At 70.7% G+C, this 25,573-nt stretch carries 27 protein-coding genes; 1 reads left to right on the top strand and 26 read right to left on the bottom strand.

The window, feature by feature from the left end; all coding sequences use genetic code 11:
- Positions 1-23: 23 nt before the first annotated feature.
- Positions 24-671 (bottom strand): hypothetical protein, encoded by a 648-nt coding sequence (locus ACNYC2_RS17930; protein ID WP_419703097.1) that lies wholly within the window; start codon positions 669-671, stop codon positions 24-26.
- A gap of 483 nt (positions 672-1,154) precedes the next feature.
- Between ACNYC2_RS17930 and ACNYC2_RS17925 the strand changes: the two genes are divergently transcribed.
- Positions 1,155-1,313 carry a hypothetical protein gene (locus ACNYC2_RS17925; RefSeq protein ID WP_419703096.1) on the top strand — a complete coding sequence of 53 codons (159 nt, stop codon included), beginning with the start codon at positions 1,155-1,157 and terminating at the stop codon, positions 1,311-1,313.
- Positions 1,314-1,394: 81 nt separating this feature from the next.
- Here the strand turns inward: ACNYC2_RS17925 and ACNYC2_RS17920 are convergent, their stop codons facing one another.
- The 25 genes from ACNYC2_RS17920 to ACNYC2_RS17800 form a co-directional block, all read right to left on the bottom strand.
- Positions 1,395-1,877 carry a hypothetical protein gene (locus tag ACNYC2_RS17920; RefSeq protein WP_419703095.1) on the bottom strand — a complete coding sequence of 161 codons (483 nt, stop codon included), beginning with the start codon at positions 1,875-1,877 and terminating at the stop codon, positions 1,395-1,397.
- Positions 1,878-1,927: 50 nt separating this feature from the next.
- Positions 1,928-2,674, bottom strand: a complete 747-nt coding sequence (locus ACNYC2_RS17915; RefSeq protein WP_419707853.1) for a DNA-processing protein DprA — start codon at positions 2,672-2,674, stop codon at positions 1,928-1,930.
- 21 nt (positions 2,675-2,695) lie between these two features.
- On the bottom strand, positions 2,696-2,998 hold the full coding sequence (locus tag ACNYC2_RS17910; protein WP_419703094.1) for a hypothetical protein: 303 nt from the start codon (positions 2,996-2,998) through the stop codon (positions 2,696-2,698).
- 925 nt (positions 2,999-3,923) lie between these two features.
- Complete coding sequence (locus ACNYC2_RS17905; RefSeq protein WP_419703093.1) at positions 3,924-5,465, bottom strand: ATP-binding protein; 1,542 nt, start codon at positions 5,463-5,465, stop codon at positions 3,924-3,926.
- The gene (locus ACNYC2_RS17900; protein WP_419703092.1) at positions 5,462-5,935 is read right to left on the bottom strand and encodes a hypothetical protein; all 474 of its coding nucleotides are present in this window, start codon (positions 5,933-5,935) and stop codon (positions 5,462-5,464) included. Before ACNYC2_RS17900 ends, ACNYC2_RS17905 begins: the two co-directional genes overlap by 4 nt.
- 73 nt (positions 5,936-6,008) lie before the next feature.
- The gene (locus ACNYC2_RS17895) at positions 6,009-6,929 is read right to left on the bottom strand and encodes a hypothetical protein (protein WP_419703091.1); all 921 of its coding nucleotides are present in this window, start codon (positions 6,927-6,929) and stop codon (positions 6,009-6,011) included.
- Between the two features lie 186 nt (positions 6,930-7,115).
- On the bottom strand, positions 7,116-7,571 hold the full coding sequence (locus tag ACNYC2_RS17890; protein ID WP_419703090.1) for a hypothetical protein: 456 nt from the start codon (positions 7,569-7,571) through the stop codon (positions 7,116-7,118).
- A 61-nt stretch (positions 7,572-7,632) separates the two neighbouring features.
- On the bottom strand, positions 7,633-8,052 hold the full coding sequence (locus ACNYC2_RS17885) for a hypothetical protein (RefSeq protein ID WP_419703089.1): 420 nt from the start codon (positions 8,050-8,052) through the stop codon (positions 7,633-7,635).
- A gap of 46 nt (positions 8,053-8,098) precedes the next feature.
- Entirely contained in the window at positions 8,099-9,550 is a 1,452-nt protein-coding gene (locus tag ACNYC2_RS17880; RefSeq protein ID WP_419703088.1) for an SCO6880 family protein, read from the bottom strand.
- Positions 9,551-9,553: 3 nt separating this feature from the next.
- Positions 9,554-10,828 carry a conjugal transfer protein TrbL gene (locus ACNYC2_RS17875; RefSeq protein ID WP_419703087.1) on the bottom strand — a complete coding sequence of 425 codons (1,275 nt, stop codon included), beginning with the start codon at positions 10,826-10,828 and terminating at the stop codon, positions 9,554-9,556.
- A 134-nt stretch (positions 10,829-10,962) separates the two neighbouring features.
- Complete coding sequence (locus ACNYC2_RS17870) at positions 10,963-11,325, bottom strand: DUF6112 family protein (protein ID WP_419703086.1); 363 nt, start codon at positions 11,323-11,325, stop codon at positions 10,963-10,965.
- A 93-nt stretch (positions 11,326-11,418) separates the two neighbouring features.
- Positions 11,419-11,727 (bottom strand): DUF6112 family protein, encoded by a 309-nt coding sequence (locus ACNYC2_RS17865; protein WP_419703085.1) that lies wholly within the window; start codon positions 11,725-11,727, stop codon positions 11,419-11,421.
- Complete coding sequence (locus tag ACNYC2_RS17860) at positions 11,724-12,920, bottom strand: M23 family metallopeptidase (RefSeq protein ID WP_419703084.1); 1,197 nt, start codon at positions 12,918-12,920, stop codon at positions 11,724-11,726. The genes ACNYC2_RS17865 and ACNYC2_RS17860 overlap by 4 nt, the downstream gene beginning before the upstream one ends.
- Before the next feature lie 9 nt (positions 12,921-12,929).
- Positions 12,930-13,625: a hypothetical protein gene (locus tag ACNYC2_RS17855; RefSeq protein WP_419703083.1), complete on the bottom strand. Its 696-nt coding sequence runs from the start codon at positions 13,623-13,625 to the stop codon at positions 12,930-12,932.
- 2 nt (positions 13,626-13,627) lie between these two features.
- A complete protein-coding gene (locus ACNYC2_RS17850) occupies positions 13,628-14,704 on the bottom strand; it encodes a ParB N-terminal domain-containing protein (RefSeq protein ID WP_419703082.1) in 1,077 nt (358 codons plus the stop codon).
- Entirely contained in the window at positions 14,697-15,656 is a 960-nt protein-coding gene (locus ACNYC2_RS17845; protein WP_419703081.1) for a hypothetical protein, read from the bottom strand. The genes ACNYC2_RS17850 and ACNYC2_RS17845 overlap by 8 nt, the downstream gene beginning before the upstream one ends.
- Positions 15,653-16,045 carry a hypothetical protein gene (locus tag ACNYC2_RS17840; RefSeq protein WP_419703080.1) on the bottom strand — a complete coding sequence of 131 codons (393 nt, stop codon included), beginning with the start codon at positions 16,043-16,045 and terminating at the stop codon, positions 15,653-15,655. The genes ACNYC2_RS17845 and ACNYC2_RS17840 overlap by 4 nt, the downstream gene beginning before the upstream one ends.
- Positions 16,042-16,809: a bifunctional DNA primase/polymerase gene (locus ACNYC2_RS17835; RefSeq protein WP_419703079.1), complete on the bottom strand. Its 768-nt coding sequence runs from the start codon at positions 16,807-16,809 to the stop codon at positions 16,042-16,044. The genes ACNYC2_RS17840 and ACNYC2_RS17835 overlap by 4 nt, the downstream gene beginning before the upstream one ends.
- Before the next feature lie 410 nt (positions 16,810-17,219).
- Complete coding sequence (locus ACNYC2_RS17830) at positions 17,220-20,822, bottom strand: LysM peptidoglycan-binding domain-containing protein (RefSeq protein ID WP_419703078.1); 3,603 nt, start codon at positions 20,820-20,822, stop codon at positions 17,220-17,222.
- Positions 20,819-21,223 carry a pilus assembly protein TadG-related protein gene (locus tag ACNYC2_RS17825; protein WP_419703077.1) on the bottom strand — a complete coding sequence of 135 codons (405 nt, stop codon included), beginning with the start codon at positions 21,221-21,223 and terminating at the stop codon, positions 20,819-20,821. Before ACNYC2_RS17825 ends, ACNYC2_RS17830 begins: the two co-directional genes overlap by 4 nt.
- Before the next feature lie 56 nt (positions 21,224-21,279).
- Positions 21,280-21,651, bottom strand: coding sequence for a pilus assembly protein (locus ACNYC2_RS17820; RefSeq protein ID WP_419703076.1), 372 nt, complete (start codon positions 21,649-21,651; stop codon positions 21,280-21,282).
- Between the two features lie 74 nt (positions 21,652-21,725).
- Entirely contained in the window at positions 21,726-22,205 is a 480-nt protein-coding gene (locus ACNYC2_RS17815; protein WP_419703075.1) for a TadE/TadG family type IV pilus assembly protein, read from the bottom strand.
- Positions 22,206-22,239: 34 nt separating this feature from the next.
- The gene (locus ACNYC2_RS17810) at positions 22,240-23,145 is read right to left on the bottom strand and encodes a type II secretion system F family protein (RefSeq protein WP_419703074.1); all 906 of its coding nucleotides are present in this window, start codon (positions 23,143-23,145) and stop codon (positions 22,240-22,242) included.
- Positions 23,142-24,008, bottom strand: coding sequence for a type II secretion system F family protein (locus tag ACNYC2_RS17805; RefSeq protein ID WP_419703073.1), 867 nt, complete (start codon positions 24,006-24,008; stop codon positions 23,142-23,144). The genes ACNYC2_RS17810 and ACNYC2_RS17805 overlap by 4 nt, the downstream gene beginning before the upstream one ends.
- Entirely contained in the window at positions 24,005-25,366 is a 1,362-nt protein-coding gene (locus ACNYC2_RS17800) for a CpaF family protein (protein ID WP_419703072.1), read from the bottom strand. Before ACNYC2_RS17800 ends, ACNYC2_RS17805 begins: the two co-directional genes overlap by 4 nt.
- Positions 25,367-25,573: the final 207 nt, after the last annotated feature.

The following is a 25,573-nucleotide window of genomic DNA, read 5'->3' as shown; positions in this document are numbered from 1 at the left end:
CCCAGGCGCGGACGACGGCGTCTTCACAACGCCGCCAGACCGTCGTCCGGCGTTACCCGCGGCGCAGGCATGGGCCCGGTGGGCTGGGGGAGATGACCTGAACGGGTCTGCTGCCGGCCCATGTCGTAGTTGCGTGCTCGTGGAGATGGGCGCGAGAGCGTCTCGACGGCGTCGGTGGCCTGCCGGGGGAGTGGCGCCTGGTCCAGTGGGAGCGTGGTCCCGGAAATCTCGCCGTGGACCAGGACCGTTCTGTTGGCGAGCGCGGCGGGCTGCCGGTAGCGCACATGTCCTTGCTCGTCGGCGTGGGTGCGGCCCACGACGACGGTGATCGCGACCGGCTCACCCGGTGCGTACCGGCCCACCTCTGCCTCGGCAGAGGCCGCACGACCATCCAGTTCTGCGGGCTGGTAGGTGTTCGGGTCGACGATGTCGTTGTAGGGCTGGCCGCCGTCGACGATCTCGACCAGGACGGGCGTGCCCAGATCGTTGGCGATCTGCTGCTGGGCCCACGGGACATCGCTGCGCCCCAGCGGCACACCCGGTCTTGTCGTCGTGGTGTCCCCGGTCGGGGGCTGCCAGGGCTGGCCGTCGACCGTGACGGCCAGGCGACCGTCGGGGTCGATGTCGAAGCGTGCTCGGGGGAGCGTCACCGGCACCTGCTGGCGGTTCACAGCGCCGGTCCTGCCGTGAAGGGTGTGCTCGGCGCTGGCCGGGCCGGTGCCAAGCGCGCGGCGCGTAGCGGCGTGCGCCGTGGCCCCGTCGTGGCGTCTCGATCGGCGATCTTCGGCTCGAGCGAGCGGGTGTCCTTGTGCATCCGGTCCTCCCACACGTCGTGTGGGAGGCAGGTGCGTCAGCGACGTCGCGTCCGATCGCCAGCGCCGGTACCGGCCACGAGCTGCCCGCGCGGCGGACGTCACGGGCCGCCTTCGCGTTCAGCTAGGAGCGGCGGGACTGGCGCCTCGGCGCCCCAAGCAGGTCCTGGGCCGCCCGGACCCGGCCGCGTCCCGGGTCGTGCCGTGCGCGGTCGGCAGGCAGGATGAAGTGGTGGAACACAACGCTCCGGCGCCGTCTCGACGCACCGCAGACCACGAGCGGGCTGCGCGCCTCACCCGCCGCGAGGAAACAAGTGAGGCGAGCTCGGGCAGGAGGTTCTCGTGACTTCGCAGCTGCTGGCTCTGCTGATGGTGGGCGCGATCCTGCTGGCGTTCTTCGGCGGGTACCTGATCGGGCGTTGGCACGCCGACCACAGCCGGATCCCCGGTAGCACCACCCGGCAGACACCCGAACCTGGCTCAGAGAACTCACCCTGGTGACCTGAGGCGCAGGCTCGGCGACCTGCGGCTAGCGCGCGCTGTCCGGTCGGTTCTCCCCGGCGAGCCGGCCGCGGGCAAAGGTCAGAGGGCGACGTCCGATGATTCGTCGGGTCCCGGTCGAGGGGTGAACGGCCACGGCTCCTTGGCCCGTGTCGTGGTGGCGGGTCGTCCTTCGCGGTGGAGCGCCGGGGCGTGGGCCTCGTTGTACACCCGGAGGGATTCGGTCAGTGCTCGCTTGAGCAGAGTGACAGCCCGGTCAGCGCTGGCCAGCGGCAGGTGCAGCAGGTCGGCGACGCCGCTGGCAGTCAACGGCTGCAGGTCATGGTCCCGTACCGAGTAGGTGGTGCCCCGGACAGCGAACTTCACGGTGAACCGTGCGCTCGTGACCGGCTGGTAGGCGTGGATAACGGCCGAGTACATGGGGCGATTCCAGCCTTCACCGTGGAACCGGAACTGGTCGAACTCGACATGGGCGGGATCCAGCCCCGGCAGGAACTCGATCGCGTCCAGTGCCCGCACCACGGGCAGGTTCCACGGTTGGGGAGATTTCACGTCGTCGGTCATCGCAGACTCCACATCGACAGTTCAGCGAGGGCTACGGGGATGCTCTGGCGTCAGAGCGGGATCAGGGCCGGTGGGGTCGGCGGAACGTCCCTCCCCGGTCGTGACACCGAGGACTCATGCCCGAGGGAGTGGCCGGCCGCTGGCGCGGGTCGGGGCGCGGTGACCAGGTTCATCGCGTCGGTGGGGTGGGTGATGATGCGCGCCACGCGGCGTTGCAGCAGGTCGTTGGTGCCGGTGCTCGTGCCGCTGGTGATCGGTCCGGGGACGGCCCCGACGGGCACGCCCAGGCGCACGGCGTGCTGGGCGATCCTGATCGCGGGGCAGCGGTAGGCGCCCTCGGTGACCACGACGGCGTCGGCTAGGGACGCCAGGAGCCGGTCGCGGGCCTGGGCGTGGGCCCGGCTCGTGGGCCGACCGGGTGGGCAAGCGCTGACCAGGACACCACCGTTGGACACGGTTGTCCGGAACAGGGCGGCATCGTCGCCGGGGTAGGGGCGGCGGTCCAGCCCGGCGGGCAGCACTGTGATCGCAGGCCCGCCCGCTACTGCTGCGCCCAGGAGGGCTGTGGCGTCGACGCCAGGCCAGCTGGACCCGAGGATCGTCAGTCCGCGGTCGGCCAGGTCGATCGCCAGGGTTCGGGTGACGTCCCGGCCGTAGTCGGTGGGGAAGCGTGCCCCGAGCACCGCGACCCGCGGTGCGCTGCTGGTCAGGTGCGAGGCGTCACCGCGGGTCCACAGCACCAGCGGGTGGGTCGCCGGGGACCCGGCCAGGGCTGGCCAGCCGGGATCACCGGGGATCAGGGTGCCCAGCCCGCGCTCCTAGGTCTGCATCAGGACCCGGCTGACCTCGGTGAGGTCCAGGCGAGCGGTGGCGTCCTGGCGCCAACGGGCCAGGCGTGGGGTCTCTTGCTGTAGTGCACCGTCGGTGATCTGCCGTACGAGGTGGACGGCGCCGTGCGCGGCGGCGAGCTGGGGTGCGAGCTCGTCACCGGGCTCGCAGCCCAAGGCCAGGATGATCCGCGCGGTGCGCTCGTCGGCGGCCATGTCCGCGATCTCGGACAGGGCTCGCCTCATTGCCGGCGTCAGGTCCTGTTCCGTGCGGTGCGGCTCCTGCTCGTCCATGCTGTGCCCCCTGGGTGTGCGTGCCACTGGTGCCAACCAGGTGCACCCACACCGTCAGGACCTCAGCAGTGACGCCCAGAGGAGCCGGTCAGGGACGATGGCGCCGCGTGCAGCAGGACATGCGGCATACATGACGGCGAGCCGCGGGCCGCCAGCATCGGGCCGGGGCGCCCGTAGCTGCCTCGATCCTGGCCAGCGCCACGGAAACGTCCACCGGCCGACCGTCGGGGCCGTGCAGCACCCGGACCCGCACCAGGCCACCGCGGGGACGGAGGTCCCACCACTCGTAGCCGTGGTCGGACAGGACAGCATCGAGGTACCCGAAGGGCCCGCCTTGCTCGACGAGCTGGCCAGTGCGAGCGGCGCGCAGGGCCTCGACACAGGCCATGCAACTGCCTCGCAGACGATCGCGCGATCGTGGCGACGTAGCGAATTCTGCAACCGGACGAATGCGAAGACAGGTCCGGCACTTTTTCTTGGGCAGGGGCGTCATGGCGGAGAACTTAAGCGCACCAGTATCGACATGTCAACGGCATGAGGAAGTGCGCAATGATAACATTTCCGGACTCTGTAAGTTCGGAACTTCCGGAGCGTCGTCGCAGGTTAGGACATATTTAATGTCCTAAAATGGCCGTGTGATTACAGATCATCAGCAGACTGGCCGCATAGTGGTGGGCTAGTCGCGTGACACGTGTCAGTCATGGTGGCGAGCATAATGGTGGAACAGTTAGTCCGAGTGGTGGGTGTGTAGTACGGAAATGGAATCGGCGCGGTCCTGTGGGGCCCGAAATCGCCTTGTCATACCGGCGGCGCGCACGAGGCGGCACCCTCCGCCCAGCCTGTTGGCGTCCCCGTGCTGGCAACCGGCTTGTGTAGTGCCGAGCTACAGGACAAGGTGTCCCGCGTGCAGGCTGATGTGATCTGTCTAGCGGGATCCGGATGCCTTCGTCCCAGTTTCGAAGAGTTGGGCTTCGTTGGGGTGGAGCTGAGCCTGGACCAGGAAGGACCTGTTGCGGATGCGCCACAGGCCTTGGCCCAGGCCGAGGGTGGGCAGGAGCGTGGCCTCGGTACGAGTCAGGTTCAGGGCTTGGGCAGTGGTGCCGAGCTGGTCGGTCTCCTGCCGGTAGATGACCCGGGTCTCAGCGTTGGCCAGCAGAGCGGCGGCCAGGGAGCGTTGTGCGCTGCCGGTGTCGCCGACGTTGTCCAGGTCGGACAGCCGGTGGATCACCAACATATTCGCGATGCCGTAGTGCCGGGCCAGGCGCCAGTGCGCGTCCATGCGGCGCAGCAGCGCGGGCTGGCTCATGAGTCTCCACGCTTCGTCGTACACGACCCACCGCTGGCCGCCGTCGGGGTCGGCCAGGACGCCTTCCATCCAGGCCGAGGCGCAGGTCATCAGGACGCTCAGGGCGGAGTTGTTCTCCGCGACCCGGGACAGGTCGAGGGACAGCATCGGCAGCGATGGGTCGAACTGGATGGTGGAGGGTCCGTCGAACAGGCCGGCGAGGTCGCCGCGCACGAGCCGGCGTAGTGCGTGGGCGACGTGCCGGCCGTCCTCGGCCAGGCGTCCGTCCGTGTCATCGGCACGGTCCGGGGCCATGAGGTGGTCGACGACCCGGGGGAGGACGGGGACCTCGCTGGTGCGGACGGTGGCGTCCAGGGCGATGTCGATCGCGGTGTGCTCGACCGGGTGCAGCGGCCGGCCGAGCATCGTCTCGGTCAACGCACCGACCAGCGTCCGCCGCCTGGCGGCGACCTGATCCGCCCAGGCCGCGTCGTCGGTCCCGGCAGGGCGGTGGCCTTCGTCGAGCGGGTTCAGCCGCGCGGCCATCCCCGGCCCGAGGGCGATGGCCCGGCCGCCGACGGCGTGGGCGACGGCGGTGTGCTCGCCCTTGGGGTCGCACGGGATGTAGACGCGGCGCCCGAACGCGAGGGAGCGCAGGTACAACGCTTTGGCCAGAGCAGACTTGCCGGCGCCAACGATCCCGGCCACGACCATGTTCGGCGCGGTGACCAGACCACGCCGGTACAGCACCCACGGGTCGTACACGAACGAGGACCCGGAGTGCAGATCGCGGCCGACGAACACCCCGTCCGCGCCGAGCCCGCCTTCGGCGAGGAACGGGTAGGCGCCGGCCCAGGTCGCGGACGTGTCCTGATGCTGCGGCACCCGGAACCGGACGGGGGTACGCAGCGTCGCTGGGCCGTGGTCTCCGGAGCGGGGCAGGAACTGCAGGTCGCGGGTCTCAGCCCGTTCCGTATGCAGACGTAGCTTGTCGGCCTGCATCCGGTCCTGACGAGCCCGGGCCAGCACAGCGGCAGCGGCCCGTTGGCGGCCCCGGCGCACCGACCTCGGTTCATGACCGGTGGTCAAGGTCGCGGTGTGGACCCGCTCGGGTTCCCCCGGCGGGGCAATGCCGGGGTTGGAAGTCTGTCTAGGGCCCTGGGCGGGAGTCGGGGTAGTCATCGCGACCGCTTCCCGGCGCGACCAGTGAACATACCCGGGCCGTCGTCGGCGTCGCCCTCGTGGCGGGCGTGACGTGCCTGGGCGCGGGGTCGGCTCCCACCCGCAGCGGCGGCGGTGGTGTTGGTGGCCGGGTACCAGGCGATGGCGCCGGAGTGGCCCATGGCCAGGTCGAGACTGACGTAGGCCCGGCCGAACAGTTCGACGGCCTTGCGGAGGTGCTCGATCGCGGTCAGGGCGTGGACCTGCCCGGTGGAGGCTTTGCCCTGGTCGTCGTGGGCCAGGTGCACGTTGTCCCGGTGGGCGGCCTGGACCTGGGTGGTGACTTGTTCCAGGCGGCGGACCACGGCGGCCAGGTCGGTGATCACCCAGTACGTGTCCGCGGGGTCGTCGAGCTGCTGGGTCGAGTGCGCGAGCCGGCGCAGTGCCTCGGCAGCGTCCTCGGCGTCGTGCTGCGGGTTGGTGGTCTCCATGACGGACTCCCTGAGCCTCGGTGAACGGAACACCGAGCAGGTGCGCGGGCGTCACCGTCAGCGGCTGGCGCCGTCACAAGGACAGGCCGTGGTCAGGGTCGTGTCCGGTTGGGCGAGGCGGGAGCGGTCTGGTCGACCGCGACGCGTGCGGCGGCTGCCTGGGAGCGGCGGGTCGGTTGACTGGCGTGGGGCTGGTGAGGCCGGTGTATCGCCCCGGCCAACCGCCCGGAGCCTCCGTGGGGAACTCGCGCAGCAGGTGCACAGTCCCCAGACCTGGTTGATACGTCAGGACGTAAGGACCGTCGGTGGCTTCGTGCGTGCCCGCGTAGTGCGGGACCTGCGCGTGGTAGTACTTGTTGAACAGGGCTGCCTCGAGGGTCTCGGACCCGAAGTCCCACTGCGCCAGGTGATCGATCGCGGCCTGGGTGCCCTGCTCCTGCAGGAGGTCCACGATCGCGTGCCCTTCCTCGTCCTGGACGAAGACCACCGTGTAGAACCGCCCGGGCGGCCACGCCGGCCCGTCGTTGGCGGCCGTCGGATCAGGAGGGGCGATCGGTGGCGCATCCACCGTGGTGGGCTCGACCGCGCCAGGCTTGTCTGGGTGCTCGAGGTCGAAGGCGAGCATGGTCAGCTCGTCGGAGTTGAGGTACGCGGCCTCGGTGACCCAGGCGGGGAACAGGTCCAGGTTCTCCGGGGCGCTGAGCGGGTGGCTCATCTGGTACCGGTACGCGTCGGCTGCCGCGGACAAGAACGTCACCAGCGTCCCCATCCCGGTGAGGGTGTCGACGCTGGCGCCGACGCCGGAGTGGATGTCGCGTCCGTCGTGCGGCACCAAGCCAGGGACGGTGGCGTGGGCGATGCGGTAGGCGTACCGCTGCCGGTAGCCGCCGTGCTCGTCCGGCGTGGTGCCGTCGTGCCACAGCGCCAGGCTGAGGGAACCAGCCTGGCGCGTGACCAGCTTCCGTGTGCTGGGGGAGGGGGCGTCGTTGTTCATGCCAGATAGGTGTGCTCGACAGGCACGGACATCGCCGGCCGTGTGGTGCTGTCACGGGCTGGGCATGCCACCGGCCGCGCGGTCCCGGGATGGTCCGCACGGCCGGTCCTGTCGTCCCGTGGGACTTTGCGCTGTCGTACTGCCTGCGCCGCAGCATGCGGGCAGCGGGCAGGTTCGTGGTGGTGGTTACAGCGAGGGTTGGTGCGTGGGCTCCTCGCGCCGGGAGTGTTCCGGGCCCGGACCGGGGCTGGGCGGCTTGCGGTCGGTCTCAGCGGTGCCGGTCAGGCGGGTGGTCTCGTTCTTTGCTCCGGCCAGGAGCTGGCAGGCGAGGTAGATCAGGTTGGTGGCATCTGTGAACCCGTTAGCCGCCCGGACAGCGGGCGAGCGGCGGGGGAAAGCACCGAGGTCGCCGTCCGGCGCTGGCGGTGTGGGGTGGTCGAAACTCAGGCGGGCCAGGTGTGTGGTGACAGTGGCCATCTCCCGCAGCGCGCTCAGGAGCTCGTCGGTGATCTGGGGCGCCTGGTCGTCCAGGCTGGTCAGGCTGCTGGTCTCACGGGCCAGGCGCCGCATCGTCTTCGCGACGGAGACCGCGGTCTCGACGGGGTCCGCATCGATGACCCAGGGCGAGGGCGAGGTGGTCATGGTGGCTCCTTCTCGGGCGCAAGCCGGTCCGTGGCGCAGGTAGTAGTGGTCGGGAACGGCGTCAGGGTTCGAGGTCGTCGAAGTCGAACGTCTTGTCGGTCGGCCCGACCAGTACCTCCTCGTGCAGCTCCATGCCCTCCATCAGCTCGTCGAGGTAGTCGGAGGTCATTTGCTGCAGCCACTGGGGCAGGAAGTCCATCGAGCCGTCGGGCTCGGAGTTAAGGATGGTGTGGCCGATCGCCCACAGGTGCCCGAGCAGGTAGCACATGGCCGCGTCGGTATCGACGGCCCCCTGGTTGTGCAGGTCGGACGCCTGATATCGCTGTCCGGCCCGTTCTTGGTTGATTACGAGGTAGCTGTACCGGTGCAGGACGTCGCCGTTCTCGCCCGGCTCGTCGCTGAGGTGTCGTAGCGAGAGGTCGAGCGGGCCGACCTGAGTGATGACCCGTCCCGTGTTGAGTTGAGGTGTGCGTGTGTTCATGAGCCTCAGGTGCGCCGGCACCACCACGCACCGCTCGCACGAATACTCAGCCGGGCAGGACCGAGCGGGCGAACGCCTGTGCCTGTTGCCCCCAAAGTCGTCGGGTCTCGACCCCGGCTTGGATGGCGGCCTGCTCGACGGCGGCGACGTCGTGCTCGAGCTGCTCGACGTCGGTGGCGCTGATGGTGATCAGTCCGGTGGCGGTCAGGAGGCTGTGGCCGGCGGCGAGGTCCGCCTCCTGCTGCAGGACGTCGGACAGCTCGGCCTGGTCGGTGGCGTCAGTGGTCTGTCCCATCCGGGCGCGCTGGGTCGCGTCGGACAGGTGCCCGGTGCGGCGGCGACGTAGTTCCCGCATCGCGACGTCCGGACGCACGGGCCGGTACGTCAGGGCAACGGACCGCTGGACACCGGAGGACAGCAGCAGCGGGGCCAGGAGCCCGGGGTAGGACTGAGCCTGGGGCCACTGCGAGATCCACAGCACACAGTGACGGGCGCCATCGGCGCGCAAGCTGCCCCAGGTCTCGGTCACAGCGATGGGTCCCGCGGCGGCGAGCTCCCGCCCGAGGGTGGGGTGGCGTTCCAGGGCGGGTCCGATGGCGGGGTCGTAGGCGGTGCGCAGGTGGATGGCGAGCTGCCCGGCGTCGTAGGGGGCACCGGGGGTCAGGTCTGCGGCCCGCAGCGCGATCGTCAAGGTCTCGACCTCCTGCCGCAGCACGGCCGCGCCACCGCGGAGTCCGCCACCGGCAGCCCGGATGGTGCGTGCGGCAGCGTTCATGTCCAGGGACAGGGCGATGCTGGTGGCATGCTGCTCCCCGGTGGGGCCGGCTCGATCGATCAGGTCGGCGTACGTGCGTGCGGCGAAGGACCCGTCGTCGATACCGTGGGTCTGCCACCAGTCGGCCAACGAGGCCCCCGAGCCAGGCAGCGTGCGCTCGATCACCTGGAGCGCGGCGATGTGTCCGGACCGGGAGACCGTGGCCAGGACCCGGCCCCAGGCCGTGACCCGGCGCTGCTGCTCGCCCGGGTCGAGCAGCACGAACGCCGGGTGGGTGACGGGCAGGATCGCGGTGAGAGTCGGGGCGTGGGGGTCGTGCACGAGCACGGCATCGGTGACCGGGTCGGTGTACTGCCGCAACGACGCAGCGTCCCCGGGCAGGGCCAGGGTCCCGGCCGGGCGAGGCCGCGCCGACCGGCCGGTGATCCGGGCGCGGTAGTGCAGTTGGCCGGTGATGGTGCGCCAGGCCCAGGAGCCCGCGATCGGGACCCAGGTGACCGCCTGCCGACCACCCACCGGTATCAGCGCGGCCGCGACGGCCACGATCAGGACGGGGATCGCGTACAGCGCACCGGTGCCGGTGTAGAGCGCGACTACCAGAGGCAGTCCACCGATGCCGATGGTGGCCAGCTGGGTCGCGGTCAGGCCCAGCAACAGGGCCCGCTTGGACAGGCGGGAGAACTTCACCGCACGCAACTGCCCGGTGGGGGTGTGGCCGGTCATGGTCTACTCCCCGTCCTGGAAGAGGATCCCGGGCTGCTCCCGAGGCGATGCCGACGGCGGCTGCGGATCGGCGCCAGCCGGGAGTGTCCCCCGTGCGCGGGGCGGGGTGCCGGATGGCGTGGGCTGGTCGCCGGTTGGCGCGGTCGCGCCGTCGCCGGTCTGGGCAGCCTGGCCGCCCAGGGCTCGGCCTGCGGCCGGGCCGGCGTCGAAGGCGGCTTTCGCCAGAGCTGCACCGGCGACCACAGGAGCCGCAGGCCCGGCCGCCGCAGCACCTGCACCGGCACTTACACCGGCACCTGCGCCGGCACTGGAACCAGCGCCGGTTCCGGCCGCAGAGCCAACGCCGGTTGCTCCCGTGCTGCCGCCCACACTGGTGCCGCTCGAGGCGGTGGTGGTGCTGGAAGCGCCCCGGCCCCCACCAGCGGCGCCGTCATCACCGCCGTCGGTCGTCCCGTCGGAGCCCAGGACCTTGGCGGGGGTAGGTCTGGGCCATCCACCGGGCAGGTAGGGGACGGGACGGTTGAGTGCTTCCTTGGCGTCGGTCTCGGTGGTCATTGTCTGGTAGAGGTCGAAGCCCAGGAAGTTGAGGAACTTGTAGGTCAGGTACGGCGCAAAGGCGCCGATCACGAGGAGCACTATTCCGGTGAGGGGTTCTGCGACTGAGGCGATGTCGGCTTCGATGGGGGCGGACATCTGCTCGGTCGCGATGAGGAAGATCACGACCAGCACCAGCTTGGACAGGATGAGCGCGATGGTGAAGGTGGCCCACTTGGTCGCCCACCCGCGGGTCGCGTCCCACGACGCTCCGGCCAGCGCGAGCGGGGCAAGCGCGATCGCGACAAGGATGAGGGCGGAGCGCACCAGCAGGCTGATCCAGACCGTGAACGCCCCGGTGAACGCCAGCCCGGCCAAGAAAAGTGTCAGCAGCGGGCCGACACCGACGACCATGGTGGAGATGGAGATGCCGGTGACCATGACGATCAGCCGTTCACCGACCTCCTCCATTGTGGTCCCGGCAGCGCGGACCAGGCCGTGGCAGAGCTGGTCGGTGATCTCCAACAGCGCCGCCGTCAGCGTGACCACTAGGAAGCTGCCTAGGATCGACGTACCCAGTCCTAGGACGCCGCGCCCGAGGGCGCCGGGGTCGCGGCGGACCATCCCCGTGATGACCTGCAGCAGGAAGAACAACAGCATGACCAGGATCGCGATGCCGAACACGAGGGCGTAGACCCGCCGAAAGGGCGTGCCGGTCACGTCGGTCATGGTCGTGGTGACCATGAGGGCCCACATGCCTTCCAGGACCCAGGCGGCCAGGTCACCGACCATGTCCGCGAACGGCTGGATCGGGGAGGCCACCGTGTTGGCGGAGCCGGCGCAGACCTGCGCGACGACGGGGAGGGAGCAGATGTCCATCAGATCTGCTGCCCGAGGTCCCAGCCGAAGTTGACCAGCGCCACCGCGGCTCCACAAACGACACCGGCCGCAGCGGCGACCAGGATCCCGGTCTTGCCCCGGCCGGCCAAGTGCGGATTGGAGCTGTTAGCACCGAAAGCCCAGATCACCGCCGCGATGATCAGGGCGACCACGGCCAGGATCAGGCCGATGCTCATGATCGCCCCGACGATTTCCCGCAGCTGGGGGATCCCCGGCAAGCCGTTCGTGTTCGGCCGGATGTCGATGGTCCCGGGTACCCGGGTCGCGATCCTGGCTGCGGTCAGCGCGGCGTGGTTGGCGGCCACCGAAGCAGCGTGGGCGGCGGTCTGAAAGTGCAACATGGCGGTTCTCCCTCAGCGCGGTGATGTCTGCGCTGGGCAGGTGTGCCGCCCGCACCACGCCGGGTCACCGGCTCGTGTTGTCGGCAGGTGCTGCTAGAGGGTGTGGCCGAGGTCGATGAGCCAGTTCGTCCAGGCCAGGGCACCGCCGGTGAGTACGGCGCCGGCGACGGAGATGAGGACGCCGGTGCGGGCCTTGCTGGTCGCCTGCCAGTTCCCAGACGCTGACGCCAGGGCCCAGGCGAACGCGCAGACGGCGAGCATCGCCACTGCGGTCACCAGGGCGATGGTCAGCAGCGCGCCGATGATCGGGTACAGGCGGCTCCCGGTCACCGCACCAAAGTCCGGGCCGACGCCCGCGACCAAGCCGGCGGCGAGCACCAGCGAAACCGGTAAGCCCGTCATGACATCGCCTCCGTCGAACACGAGCCGGTGGCGGGCAGGACGGCTGAGCCGTCCATGGCTGCGGGCGAGTGCGCCGCCAGCCATGGTTCGGGGTTGATCGCGGCGGAGGAGGGTCCGCCGGGCCGGATCTCCAGGTGGAGGTGCGGGCCGGTCGAGCGCCCGGTTGATCCGACCTGCGCGATCTGAGCCCCGGCGGTCACGTGGTCGCCTTCGGTCACCGTGGTGGAGCCGTCGCTCAGGTGCAGGTACGCCGAGCCCACACGCTGGGTCCCATCGGGGCCGGCGATGGTGTGGTCGAGGACGATCATGTTGCCGCCGGTCGGGCTGGTCTCGACGGAAGCGACCACGCCGTCTGCCAGTGCCAGGACCGGGGTGCCGGCCGGGGCGGCGTAGTCCACCCCGGCGTGCAGCTTGTAGTGCCCGGTATCGCCGAGGTCGCGCATACCGAAGCCTGAGGTGCGGGTCCAGGTGTCGGCCGGCAGCGGGAACACCACCCGTGATGACACCGCCGGACCGCTTGCCTGGACGGGTACTCCCGGCCTGGCGGATGCGGTGAGCTTGTCGAGGATGGCGCGCGCGACCGGTTCGTACTGCGCGTACCGGTCCGGGAACGCTGAGACCTCCACCGCCTGCGCGGCGGCTCCTTTCGGCAGCTGCTGCCAGTCGGGGATGTCCAGCAGGCCCCGCGGCGATCCGCGGTTCGGTCCGGTGGGTCCGCCGTAGAACGCTGCGGCCTGGTAGGCGGGGTCCATGAGCTGGGCGACGGTTCCCCACCCGGCGGCCGGGCGCATCTGGAACAGGCCGAGGCTGTCGTGGTCCTGCCCGGTCCCGTCGTGCGGGTAATTGGTCGAGTCGGGGTAGGCGCCGGGGTTGGCCAGCATCCGCAGGTGCGACTCGGTCAAGGCCGCCATGAGCGCGACCAGGACCCCGTCCCGCCCGACCCCTGCCGTCCTGGAGCCGGTGGTGATGATCGTCGCGGCGTGACCCAGCTGTACCCGGTCGAGCCGCACAACGTCCCCACCGGTCGTAGACGCGGTCAGGTCCGCGGGCAGCGAATCGACGGCGCCCACTGCCGTGCCCCCGGCTCCGCATCCGGTGCTGGGTTCGGGGGCGAGGAGGGCGTAGGCGGTCAGAGCGGTGGGCGGCCCGAACAGGAACAGCACCACGGTGACGATTGCGAGAACGCGCATCATGGGCGTTCCTCAGTGCAGGGCGGCGTCGGAGGTGGACAGCCGCAGGAGGTGGCACTGCTCGTAGGCCGGGCCACAGACCATGAAGATCGTGAACTGCACCTGCGAGCTCGCCGCGACAGGGGCGCCGTCCCAGGTCCCAGCCCGGTGACGCACCCCGGTCACAGTGCGTGCCGTCGTCCCGTCGGCGACGGCGCCATCGGGCGCCTGAGCGAGCGCCGCACGCCACTCAGCCGGTTCGACGACGTCTGTTACCTCGAGCCACTGCCGTGTCTGGTACTGCGCCAGATGCGTCCAGGCCTTCGGGCTGGGCAGGTAGGTCCGCAGGTCGACCAGCAGACCGGGCGTTTGCTCACCGGTCGGGTCCGCGACCGTGAGGAGCTGCTCGGTCAGGTCGGGCAGGTTGGAGCCGGTGGTGTCCCAGGCAAACAGGGCCTCGGCCACCGATCGCGCGAACGCGTCCGGGGCGGTCGTCTGTGCGATCGGGCCGCCCCCGTTCGTTGTGGGGTTGGTGGCGGTGCCAGCTGGAGTCTCGATCTTGTCCGGCGCGGCGGACGGCGCCGCCGACGACGCGGCGGCGTGTTCGTCGTTGGTAGTCCTCGGTGCCAGGAGCCGCAGCCCGCCGGCAACGAGCGCCAGGGTGAGCACGACGATCAGGACGCTCAGGACGCGGTGCGTCAGGATCCAGGTCTTCAGTGTGTTGCGCATGGTCATGCCTCCCTCTGGTCGCGGCGTGCTGCCTGGGCTTGGTCTCGTGCGGCGCGGGCTGCGGCGGCGAACCTGGTGGTCTGGTCCAGGACGTTCTCGAACACGGCCCAGTCCTTCTCGTCGGTGCCGGCGCCGACGTCGGTGGGGTCGTAGTGCTCCCACCACCCGTCCAGTCCCTGCCACAGCAGGGCCCACGCCCGCAGCGAGTGCCGTCCCTTGCCGCGGGTATCCCGGGCGGGCTCGGGCTGGCTCAGGCGCTGGACGGCGGCGGCGACTACCTCGTTGACCTCGTCCTGGCTGACGGGCTCCACGGCCTGGGCAGTCGGGTCGGTGGCGGCGAGCTCGGCCTTGACGCGGTCGTACAGCGGGAACACGGACGCACCGGCACGGACCTGCTCCAGAGCGTCGGCGGCCAGGACTCGGACCCGGTCGGGCCGGGTGGAGTCCTGGGCGATGTCCGACAGGGCCGCGATGCGGTCCAGGCGGGAGTAGGACGCCTTCCCGGTGACCATCTGCGCGGCCTGCCGGCGGGAAGTTCGCAGGTCATACGGTTCTGCCAAATTGGCAGAACCATAATTTTCCGTTTTGTCCCCAGCCTCTGCGTGGTCGGTCGCATCAACACCGGACGGTGTGGTTCCCGGGCGGTCGGTGGGCATGCCGGGACCGCTGAACTGGGTGACCTGCTTGCGGCGTGCTCCGTCTTCGGCGATCAGCTGCTTGATCTCCCGGTACAGCTGCGCTGCCTCGACGTCGTCGAGAGGCTTGCGCAGCTGCTCCTCGTCGCGTTCGGCCAGCACTTCCTGCAACCTGGTGGAGATCCCGCGCCGCACCCACGGCCGGGTCGTGGTCCATCCCAGGCGCTGGATCGCGACCAGGCGCCTGAACCCGCACACCAGCACCATGTCCGGGGTCACGGTGATCGGCTGCAGCAGCCCGAACCGCTGGATCGACGCGGCCAGCGCGTCGATGTCCCCCAGGTCGTGCCGGTGCCGGTCACCGACTGTGATCGAGTCGACGGCGACGTCCAGGCGCAGCAGACCTTCTGCAGTGTCCTGCTTCTGGGCTTTGAATTCAGGCATCGCACACCACCCGCAGATCGGGCCGCGGCGAACCAGCGGCGGCGTGGACGCGACCCGGCGATGCCTCGGGGCTCGCGGCCTGGAGCGCGCGCACGAGGCGGGTGTCTGTCAGCATCTCCGTGGTGCGCTGACCGCGCATGAGTCGGACCAGCAGCCCGTCGCGGACCACCAGGGCGGGGTGGTGAGGGTGTCCGAGGACGACGGCGCACAGCGCGGTCCACCGACGCAGCTCCAGATCGAACCTGCCCAGCGCGGTCTTGTCCCGGCGCAGGTACTCGAACGCCCGAGCCGTGTCTCCAGTGATGGTCAGGCGCTCGGTGATGTAGTCCAGGCATGCCCGGGCGTCGGCGGGGTCCCAGCCGAAGCCGGCCAGAAGCTTGGCGGCCAGATCCAACGCTGTGCGGGCCTCGACCGCCGCGACCTGCGACGGCCGCGACGAGACGATGCCGTCGTCCGCATCGAGGTGGTCCAGCAGCACCGGGTCGACCGAGACTGCTTCACCGGTGATCGACTCGATCGACCGAGCGCCGTCGAGCTCGTAGTCACTGAACCGGGTGGCGTCGTGCTGGTCGGACGTCAGCAGCCGGCGGGCACGCGACTGGTCACACAGCAGACCGTTGGCCCGGTCCTCGGCCATCAGCGACAGCTGTACCGCCCGGGTCACCACTCCCCACGGGTCGTCGGCCTCCGCGGTCGCCGGGGCACGTAGGACCTCGAACGCCGCAAAGGCGGCGTCGTGCGGGGTCTGCCGGTACTTCTTGGCCATGCCCGCGTACTTGGCCATGCAGAACTCGATCAGCTCGGTGGCCTCCGGATCGGTCGACCACCCGCGCGGGCCATCCATGTGCAGGCGGATTAACAAGATCCGCAGGCCCTCACCGGTCGTGAACAACAGCCGCTCGCCCTGGGTTGTGCTGGCTTCGGGTGTGGTGGGAAGCGTGGTGGTGGTCATCGAACGCCCATCCCTTCGGTGCCTTGCTGTGGTTCGGTTCGTTCCTGTCGCCGGCCGCTCGGGGCGAGGAGCCGCTTGGCGGCGCCGCCGGCGTTCTTCACCGCTGCGGTCGGCCGGCGCAGTGCCCGGCGCACGATCGCGGCGTGCAGGTCGACGCCGCGCACAAGGACCCGCCTGGCGAGCAGCGAGGGCAGGTCCCCGGCACGAACCCACGCGACTTCCCGGTCCCTGGCGGAGCGGGCCGGGGCCTTCGCCCGGGTGGTATTGCGGCGTGCTTGGTCGTCGAAGGCGTGCGGATCGGTGCCAGGAGACCGGGCCGGGTTCTTCGGCTGGTCCGCCTGGGTGCGGGTGCCCCGGCCGTGCTGCGAGTGCGGGGATTGCGGGTTCACAGGCTCACCACCTCCGGGGGCCGGCGGCTGGAGCCGCCGGGATCGGGACGGAGCATCGACTTCGCACCCGCCGGTGTCACGGGGCGCGGGCCAGCGGCGTGGCCCGACCTCTGTCCTGACCGCGTCGCGACGTCGGGTGCCAGCGCCGGCTGTCCGTGTCGCATGGGGTCGGGGGCAACGAGGCGCCGCAGCAGGTCCGCGTCGACCGGCCCTGTGCGGTCGCTACCGGGACCGACCAGCTGGGAGTGCGCGACGACGCCGTCGGCGCGGAGAACCACTGACGGTGGCAGGAGGACGTGGCCGCCATCGCCGTGGAATCTGAGACCTGACCGCGGTGCGTCCCAGGACGGCTGGGTGGTCTGCGGTGAGCGAGGGAAGATCAGGCTCAGACCACCGGTCGGGGTGCTGATCGCCAGTCCCGGCCGGGGCAACAGGCCTGCCCGCATGACGCTCTGGAGCGCGCTGATACCCGACAGGGTGCGGTCGGTGCGGACCTCCAGGACGTCGAGCCGGGAGGCGGACCCCGTCGGGACTGCGAGGTTGGTAGTCGGGTACCGCGACCACCACCACGCCACCCGGTCCAGGTCCGTGGACGCGCTATGGAGGCCTCGCACCGTCAGTGGGCGGGTGCTGCCCTGGATGCAGGGGAAGACCGGCACGCCCGCGGCAGCGAGCACCCGGGCAGCCTCACCAGTGCTGCTGGTTGCGGCAGCGCGCCGGGCAGCCGTCAACGGCGCCGGGTCGAGCTCGTGCGTGGTGTCCATGGCTCGACCTTGACGATCCAGCGCACGCTTTCCGCACACCTACCACCGCGCACACCACGGGTGCGCGCGATGTTCGTGCTGGTCAGGAGCGCACACCAATTCGTTTCAAACAGGGGTTGCGAGCCTTACAAGGGGGCGCGCAGGCCGGTCCAGATCAGGAAGCGTGGCCGGGTGTGCGGCAGGTGCGCGCCCAATCTGCCGCAGGTGTGCGAGGTCCGCCGCCTCTTATTTCTGGACCTACTCGGTGCGCCCTGGCTTGCCCGTCGCACGGCCGCCCGTGCGCGCTATCGCAGGGGCCGCCGAGCCCGACGTTCCACCCATGACCCCCGGGGCGTTGTGGCGCGGAAAGGCAGGGCTCTGCCGTCTTGCTCGCCTCTCGGACCGGGACCTGCGTCAAGCAGACCCGCTCCTCAGGCTCCCCGATCTCTCTTGCCGGAGGGTCGTGGTGTCATGCCGCGCCGGGTGGTGATGTCGCGGGTACGTTCCGGTGGGTCGGGCGGCGGCCACTCGTCGTCGGTGCGGTCGTAGATCTCCTCGGCCAGTCGCTTGCGAGCTAGTTCGGCGTGCCCGGTGACGTACTGGATGGTGATGTCGTCCAGCCGTGAGGTCTCGTCGTCAGGGTTGGCCTGCTTGCCGACCTGTGCAGCCCAGCGGGCCAGCTCGATGTCGTCCTCGGCCATCGCACGGGTGTGGACCAGGTGGGCGACGTCGCCGATCGCTGCGGTCATGGTGTGGTCGATCCGGTCGCCCTCGAACAGCCAGGTCCACCCCTTGGCGCGGGTCTGGTCGAACGGGCGACCACGCACGAGCTTTAGCGCGGTGACCAGATCATCGATCCCGTCGGCACCCCGGGCTCGCGCCCGGGCCTGCAGGCGTTGGAACAGGTTGATATCGACCAAGAGCCCCTCGACCTGGTAGGCGGGTGTACCGGATGCGGCGAACGCGGTCGTCTTGTTCGCGCCGGGGACGTAGGGCCGCCCGGTGGTGGGGTCGGTGCCGAGCCAGGCACGCACGCCGGTGACCAGCGACCGGCCACGGCCTTCCGCGATCGCGAAGCCCTCGGCCAGCTCCGCCGGAGTTACACCACGCGGACGGAGCGCGAGATAGGCCAGGGTCTCCACATGCAGGGCTTTGAGTCGTGCAGTGTGCTCGGTGATCCTGCCGTATGCGGTCGCGGTCACCGGGCCGAGCAGCATCAGCCGGGGACGCTTGTACTGGTCGGGGTCGAACCACGCGGTCACGTCCTGGTCCAGGGTGGGGTCCGCGTCGTGGACCGTCTGGCTCGCCGGGCGCTGTGGTGGCACCACCGGTGCCAGGACCTCGACGTCCTGTGCCGTGGTGGCAGCTGCCTCGACGTAGCGGGCGGTCGGCGCGGGCAGGAGCGACCAGGGGCCGGCCGGTGCTTGCGGGTCGACCGGGCGCGGCTGCGCTGCCGGTGTCTCCGCGCCCGCCGCAGCAGGAGCGTGCCCCGCGTGGACAGGCTCGAGCGGTGCCGTCCGCGCCGGTACAAGACCGACCGGCTCCAGGGTCGTGGACCGGGCTGGTTCTTCCGCGGCCCGGGTGACCTCGACGATGGCGACCGACGCGGCGAGCTCGTGCTCGGCCAGCCCGACCGCAGCCAGGTTCCAGCCGAGGGCAGGCACGCGCAGCCGGCCCTCCAGGATATCGAGGACGAGCCCGGCAGAGGCCGGCGCGGCGAGCACAGGTGCTGGTTCAGCGGTCGTGCCGAGCAGCACCACCGCGGCGCCGGTCCGGCCACCTGCCGCGTTGTCGGCCTGGTCGCCGGACCGGTCCCGGTCCGGGTGCAGGTTCGCGGTCAGGGAGTGCAGGGCGGACCGTGTGGTCGTCCCGATGCCTGGTACGGCGATGAGGGCGTGCGACTCGTCCCGCTCGCGCCCAGCGCTCTCCCGCCGGGCCTTGACGGCGGTGTCGACCTCGCTGACGCAGGCGAGCGTCTCGTGGTCGTCGGTGTGGTCGTGGTGGTGCCGGAAGTCGGACAGCCCTGTCACGTCCCAGCCGGTGGCCAGGGTGTGCAGGGTGGTGTTCTCGGTCCACGGGTGCAGCAGCAGCTCGGCCGTGATGTACCGCCCGAAGGCATCGACCGATTCTTGGTCACCGGTGACGGTCACGGTGCGGGCCTGTTCGAGGTCGAGCAGCCACACGTGCCCGGCCTCATCCATGCCGACGGTCACCAGCAGCGGGTACGGCGCCAACACATCGTTCGTCACGGACTCGGCCGGAGCCTCCGACAAGGCAGCGGTCCACCGGGTGCCGGACCCGACCCACGGCAACGGCAGGTCCGCCGGCTGGGCCAGGTGGACGACGGCGTCGGTCCCGGTGAGCTCGACGCCGACCAGCGCGGGCATCCGCCCGGCCGGGTCGTCCCGGCGTGGTTCGGCCAGGCCACGCAGGAGACGGTCCAGGGCGTCGATGTCGCCGGCCCAGGCCTGCCCGGTGGTCGTGATCGTGCGTTCGACCGGCACCGTGCTGTCAGGCGCGCGGGCAATACGGTGGCCCGGATACCGGTAGCGCCACTGGGTCGCGCGACGGCGGCGCAGGGCGACCAGCAGTCCCGCCGCGAGCATCGCGCCCCCACCGGCGAGCCCCGGCACGAGCCACGCCGGACCCACGAAATCGCTCCGGTCCTCCTCTGCCGGTTCCTCCGGTGCCGGCGGGGCACTGGTGGTCTGCCGCTCGCCGGTACCCGTGGGCGCGGACGTGGGGTCGGCCCCGGGCGTCGTCGGCCCTGCCCAGGGATTGGTGTGCGGGGCCGGTTCGCGCGTCTCCGGAGAGGTGGCGTTGTCGCGCACACCCTGGTGTGCGGGCTCATCCGGAGGTGAGATGCGTGGAGCCGCGCTGGTCTCGTCGGTAGACGTGTCGGTCCTCGGTCGCTCCTGCGGCGGGCTCTGCTCGGGTGGCGTACCGGGCAGGGCATCCGAGCCCTTGGCCGCTGTCTCCTCACCGGCAGGCCCCTCTGGGGCTGCGTCGTGCGCGGATGTGGATGCGGTGGGCTTCGACGGGGCGGGTGTGATGGCGGGGATGGTCAGGCGCCAGCCCGGCTTGATGCGGTCGGGGTCGGTGAGCCGGTCTCCGTCGGGCTGCAGGGTCTGCCGGGAGGCACGTGCGATGTCGGGGTAGCGGTCGGCGTCGCCGAGCTCGTCCAGGGCGATCTGCGTCAACGTGTCCCCGCCCTGGACGACGTAGGTCTCGTCGCGCGGTGCCTCGTGGTTCGCCGTCGTCTCGGTCGCAGCTACCTTCGGTCCAGCGTTGTCCTCGGTGTCGTTGGCCATTGGGGCGGGCAGACGTAAAACGGTTCCGGGGACGAGGAAGTCGGGTCGGCCGGCCAGGACGCTCTCGTTGAGGTCCCTCAGCTCGGTGAACCGCATGGGGTCGCCGAGCTGGTCGCGGGCGATGCTCCACAGGCTGTCGTCCTCGACCACCGTGTACGGCATGGTCCGCGGCCGTGCGGGTTCGGACGTCGAGCCGCGTTCGCCCTGGTCGGGTCCGGTGTGCGCGGTGGTGTGCGCTGGTGTGCGGGCCGATCCGTGGTCGGTGGCTGGGGTGGTGTGCGCACTGGTGGGTGAGGTGGCTGCGTCGGCCGGGGTTTGGGCTAGCGCGGGTGGTACGGATACGGCGAACAACAGTGACGCGGTGGTCAGCAGGCGTCGAGCCAGACCGCGTTGAAACCCGAGCCGCCCCGGGATCGCGATCCGGCCGCTCAGTGCGACGAGCTCGAGGACGATCGTGAAGGTCAGGTAGGCCCAGGCCGCCCAGGTCACGCAGCCCAGCACGATCACGACCAGGGTGGTGCTGCCGGCACTGGTCAGGACCAGCCCGAGGTCGTCCCACCCGAACCCGGTGGGCAAGAGCCGGTGGCGCGCCAGCTCCAGCACGACGGGGACGCCGACCACGAGCAGCAACAGTCCGATCGTCGCGGCCAGGCCGCGCAGTCGGTCACCGGTCGTGGGTCGCACACCAGGGTGTGCGGCTCGCCTGTTGAGCGGGGTGGTCATGGTTGGCCTCCGGTCTCGGTTCCGGCGAGGGTGCGCACCAGGCGTGCGGTCGCCGTCCCGGTTACCTGTCGGGGTCCTGCGATCGAGCCGACGATCGGTGACTGGTAGGTGTCCGTGACGGTCACGGTGAGCGTGGCGTCGGCTACGGTGACGGCCCCGGAGACTCCTGCGGTGGACAGGTAGGTCTGTGCGGCGGCACGGGCGGCGTAGGGGTCGACCGTCAAGGTCTGGGACCCGGGTGTCGTACCTGCGGCGAGGGCGATCTGCTGTCCGCCGGTGCGTGCTGCTTGGGCGGCCAGGTCGTTGGCTCGCTGCTGGGCGTGCAGGGTTCCGCCGAGCTCGACGACGAAGGCCGCGCACAGCAGTAGCGTGATCACGCCCACGACGAGGAACGGAAGCACCGAACCCGCCTCAGGGTCTAGCCCGGCCGACGGTGCGTCGGCAACGGGAGGACGCGTCACTGGGACCTCCAGGTGTCGACGGGGGATGACATCGACGCCGAGATGGTCACCGGCCGTCCGATGGGTATGCCGAGCCGGTTCGGATCGAGGTGGCAGGTGACTGTGGCGGACACCGTCGAGGGCTGCCCCGCAGGGGCCAGCAGGCCGGCGGTTTCGACGACGACGTCCGTGGCTGCACAGCGCAGGTCCTGGTTGGCCAGAGTCATGGCTGCCGTGGCGCGTGCTCCGGACTGCGCCTCGGGTGCGGTACGGGCGAGGGAGGCGGTCCGGGCGGCGTCGGCCGCAGCGGCTTGCACGGACTGTTGGGCCAGCGTGTACAGGGCGAAGAACGCGATCATCCAGCACACCGCCATGACGGGGAGCGTCATGGCCACGACCTCGATCGCAGCCACCCCGGTCTCGGACTGGCCTCGCCGGCCCGTGCGCGCATTGCCTGGGCGGGTCATGGCGCCCCCGGAGCAGTGAGGTGTTCGACGGGCATCGATGCGGACTGGGTGATCGTCAGCTCCCACCCGGCCACGAGCGACTGGGTGCGGCCAGTCAACGTGACTGTGGCCGTGGTGTCGCTGCGTGTGACAGTCGCGCGGGGCAGCAGGAGGAAGCCGCGCCCGGTGGTGCTGGCGAACTGGATGGCGGCAGCCTGCCCGCTGCCGGTCGTGCCGGTTTCAGCGGCGGCTACGCGGGCGCCTTCGCTGGCTGCGGCGATCGCGACCTGTCGTCCGGCGAACCACAGCGTCGCCTGGACCGCGGCGATGATCAGGAAGATCACCAGCGGCAGGAGGATCGCGGTCTGGATCGCGGCCTGCCCGGCCTCCCGACGGCGCGCACACCAGGGTGTGCGCGCTTCGAGTGTGGGCAGGGCGCGCCCACGCCGGACCGGCGCGGGTGGCTGGTCCGAGGTGTGCGCAGTTGCGGTGGGCACGCCGGTCCTTTCAGAGGTCTGGGCGGGGTAGGTGTCACACCGGCGTCAGCAGGCGCATGACCGACGGCGCCAGGAGCAGGGCGATGAATGTCAGGGCCATGACGGCGCCCGAGGCGCTCATGCGGACGGCGATGGCATTGGCGGCGGCGAGGTCCTGGTTGCGCAGCGCGTTGCGTTGCGCCTTGGCGCTCTTGCGGAGGTTGTCGTAGATCGCAGTGTTCTCGGTCGCGGACTGCTCGAGGGTCTCGGCCAGGTCGCGGAGCTCGCCGACGCCGACCTGGTCGGCCAGGTCCTTCAGCGCGTCCCAGGGCCGTGTCCCGGACATCTGGGCTTGGGCCAGGGTGACGGCGATGCGGTTCAGCACCCAGGACCCGGTGCCCTGGGCGGCCTGTTCCATGGCTTGGGGGACACCGGATCCGCTGATGCGGCGCAGCGCGAGCAGGCTGGTGTAGAGGGACAGGGCACGTCGGAACTCGGTGTGGGCTTTGGTCGCCTTGTCGGCCACGGTGTAGTGCGGGATGTGGAACAGCGCGGCGGCCAGCAGCGCGGCACCGAGCGCCGGGACGGTGAACGGCACCTGGATGCCGAGCAGGCCGAGACCCAGCGTCAGCAGGGGAGCGGCGACCACTCCCATGACGGCGCAGACCAGCTGTTCGCCGTAGAACCGGGCGGGCGAGATGCCGAGCAGTGCCAGGTCGCGGTGTGGTGTGCGCAGCCAGAGTGAGGCCGGCAGGTGGTCGCTGCCCCACCGGCCCAGCCGTTCGGTGCTGCTCGGCACGGACTGATTGTGTGGCGGGGTCCGGGACGGGTGGGTCGCCGGGGCGAGGCGGGTCAGGCCGTCGGCGAGGTCGACGTGCGCGGGCAGTAGCTGGACCACCAGGAGGGCGAGGGCGAGCGCGAGAGAGCCGCCGGTCAGGCCGGCCCAGAAGAGCCCGGTCACGAGCGGCCTCCGGCGGTGAACAGGCGAGTGGGTCCGGTGCCGTTGGACATCCGGTTGAACCAGAACAGGGTCAGGGCGAAGAAGCTGGCCAGGACGAGGAAGACGACCTGGCCGAGCGGGGTGCGGTAGGGCTGGATGTAGGTCCCGTTCAGCAGCATTGCGCCGAGGGTGCCGACGGTGATGACTGTCAGCCAGGTTGCGGTAGCGCGGTACGTGGCGCGGCTGGCCTCGACCTCGCGGCGGGCACGCACCTGGTCGGCGACGTCGTCGGCCAGGTCGTCCAGCACCTTGGCGACGGGGCCGCGGAGCTCGATGGCGGTGACCAGGGACTGGGCGACCATGTCCGCGGTCGGGTCGGCGAGGTCGTCGGCGAACGCGGACAGCGCCAACCGCGGATTCCAACTCGACTCCAGCCGTGCCGCCAGAGCCTGGACTTGTGGTGCGATCGGGGCCGGCGCAGTCCATGCCGTGGACCGCAGTGCGCTTTCCAGGCCCTTGCCTCCCGAGAGTGACCCGGCCAGGGACCTCGTCCAGTCCTGGATCGCTTCCAGGCGGGCGATGCGTTCGCTCTGGGCCCGGTTGGACAGCATCGACGGGACCCCGACCGAGACCACCGGTCCAACAAGCAGGAGCAGCGGCCAGCCGGTGATCAGCCACGCGACCAGGCCGGCCACGAGCCCGATCCCGAGCAGGATCCGGGTGCGGCGCGGCATCCGACCGAACGCGGCTCGGGCACGATCGATGAGGCTGGTGCGGGGCGGGCGCGCGGTCTGCGGGAGGGCCGGCGGTACGGGGCGCAGGGCGTGAACGAGGCCGACCAGGCCGCCACAGATCAGGGCGCCGCACAGGGCCGCGATGATCATGACCGCACCCCCGCCGTGGCCCGACCCGACACACCGGGGCGCTGCAAGGCTTCGGTGAAGCCCTGCAGGTCGAACCCGTAAGCCTCCAGGCCCTGATGGTCCAGGTCGGGCATGGTGCTCGGCACGGCGTTCCCGTCCGGTCCGGGAGCGAAGATCTGGGTGGTGGCGTACCCGGTCTCCCGCTCACCGGGAGCCACGGAGATGATCTCGGCGACCTGGCGGCGGGGTGTCTGGCTGGTGGGGTCGTAGGACAGGTCGACGTGCACGATCAGATCGATCGCGTGCGCCAGCTTGGAGGTCGCCAGGTCGTGCGTGACCTGCTCCTCGCCTTCCATCGCGCAAGTCACCAGCTTCCGGATCGCGGCGACCGCGCTCGTTGCGTGCGTGGTGGACAGCGACCCGGTGCCGGACTCCATCGCCTTGATCATCGGCCAGACCTCCGCGCCGCGGACCTCCCCGACGATCAGGCGGGACCGGTTGTACCGGAAGGACCGCCACAAGGCCTCTGCGATGGTCGACTCCCCGGCCTGCCGCCCGTCCAGCCCGACCTCCCCGGACCCGGGGCGGGCCTCCCACGCGATCACGTTCGAGCGCAGATCCTGTAGGCCGAGCTCGTACTCCGTCTCGAACGTCGCGATCCGTTCCCCGGCCGGGATCTGGTCGCACAACGCGCGGGTCAGGGTGGTCTTGCCGGCGCTGGCCGCGCCGGAGACCACGATCGACTTGCGTGCCCGGACCGCTGCGGCCAGGAACGAGGCCGCTAACGGGTCGAGCATGCCCAGCTCGACGAGCTGGTTGAGAGTGACCTGGACCAGGCGGTGGCGCCGGATGACGACGACCGGCCGGTCGGTCACCCACGCGCTGGCGGCCAGGCGGGCACCGATACCGGGCAGGCGCATGTCCACGTACGGGTTCCGCTCGGAGAACGGCCTGGCACCGGAACCGGTGCGTGAGGCGATGTCCTGGATCAGGCCGATCAGCTCGTCGTCGGAGTCCGCGACCGGTTCCCCGACTGCCCAGGTGCCGTCGGCGAGCTGCAGCTGAACATTGCGGTGACCGTAGATTTCGATGTTCTCGACGTCGTCGTTGTCCAGCAGAGGCTGCAGCCGGCCCATGCGGAACAGGCTGTTGAACACCGCGTCGCGCAGCGCCTCCCGCTGCGCAAGCGTGAACTCGGCCTTGTCGTCGTTGCGGCGGTCGGTGGAGGCCTGCTTCACCAGCCGGTTGATCGCTTCCTTGCCGGCCTCCTCCCGGACCAGTGCGTCGGTGCCGGGCTCGAACTGCTCGGCCTGTTCGGTGGAGACCTGCTCACGCAACGCGGCTACCAGCTCCCAGTCGACCGGCACCGACCGCGACACCGTGACAGCAGAGTGATCGCTGAGTACACCGTCATGCCCCGGAGCCGAACCTGCGGGGGATGGTCCGTTGCCTGTGGCTGTGGGCGCTGATTGCCCGGTGCCGACCCAGGGGTTGGCCTTGCGGCGTAGGTTCGGCGGTAGTTCGTGCGGCACGGGGCGCGTGAAGTACGGAACGTCCGCCGGGTCGGTTCCCTCGGGTGTCTCGGT

This window comes from Promicromonospora sp. NFX87 (assembly GCF_048564965.1).
Classification (GTDB): domain Bacteria; phylum Actinomycetota; class Actinomycetes; order Actinomycetales; family Cellulomonadaceae; genus Promicromonospora.
The sequence above is the reverse complement of the archived record's forward strand: the minus strand, read 5'-3'. Positions and strand labels throughout refer to the sequence as shown.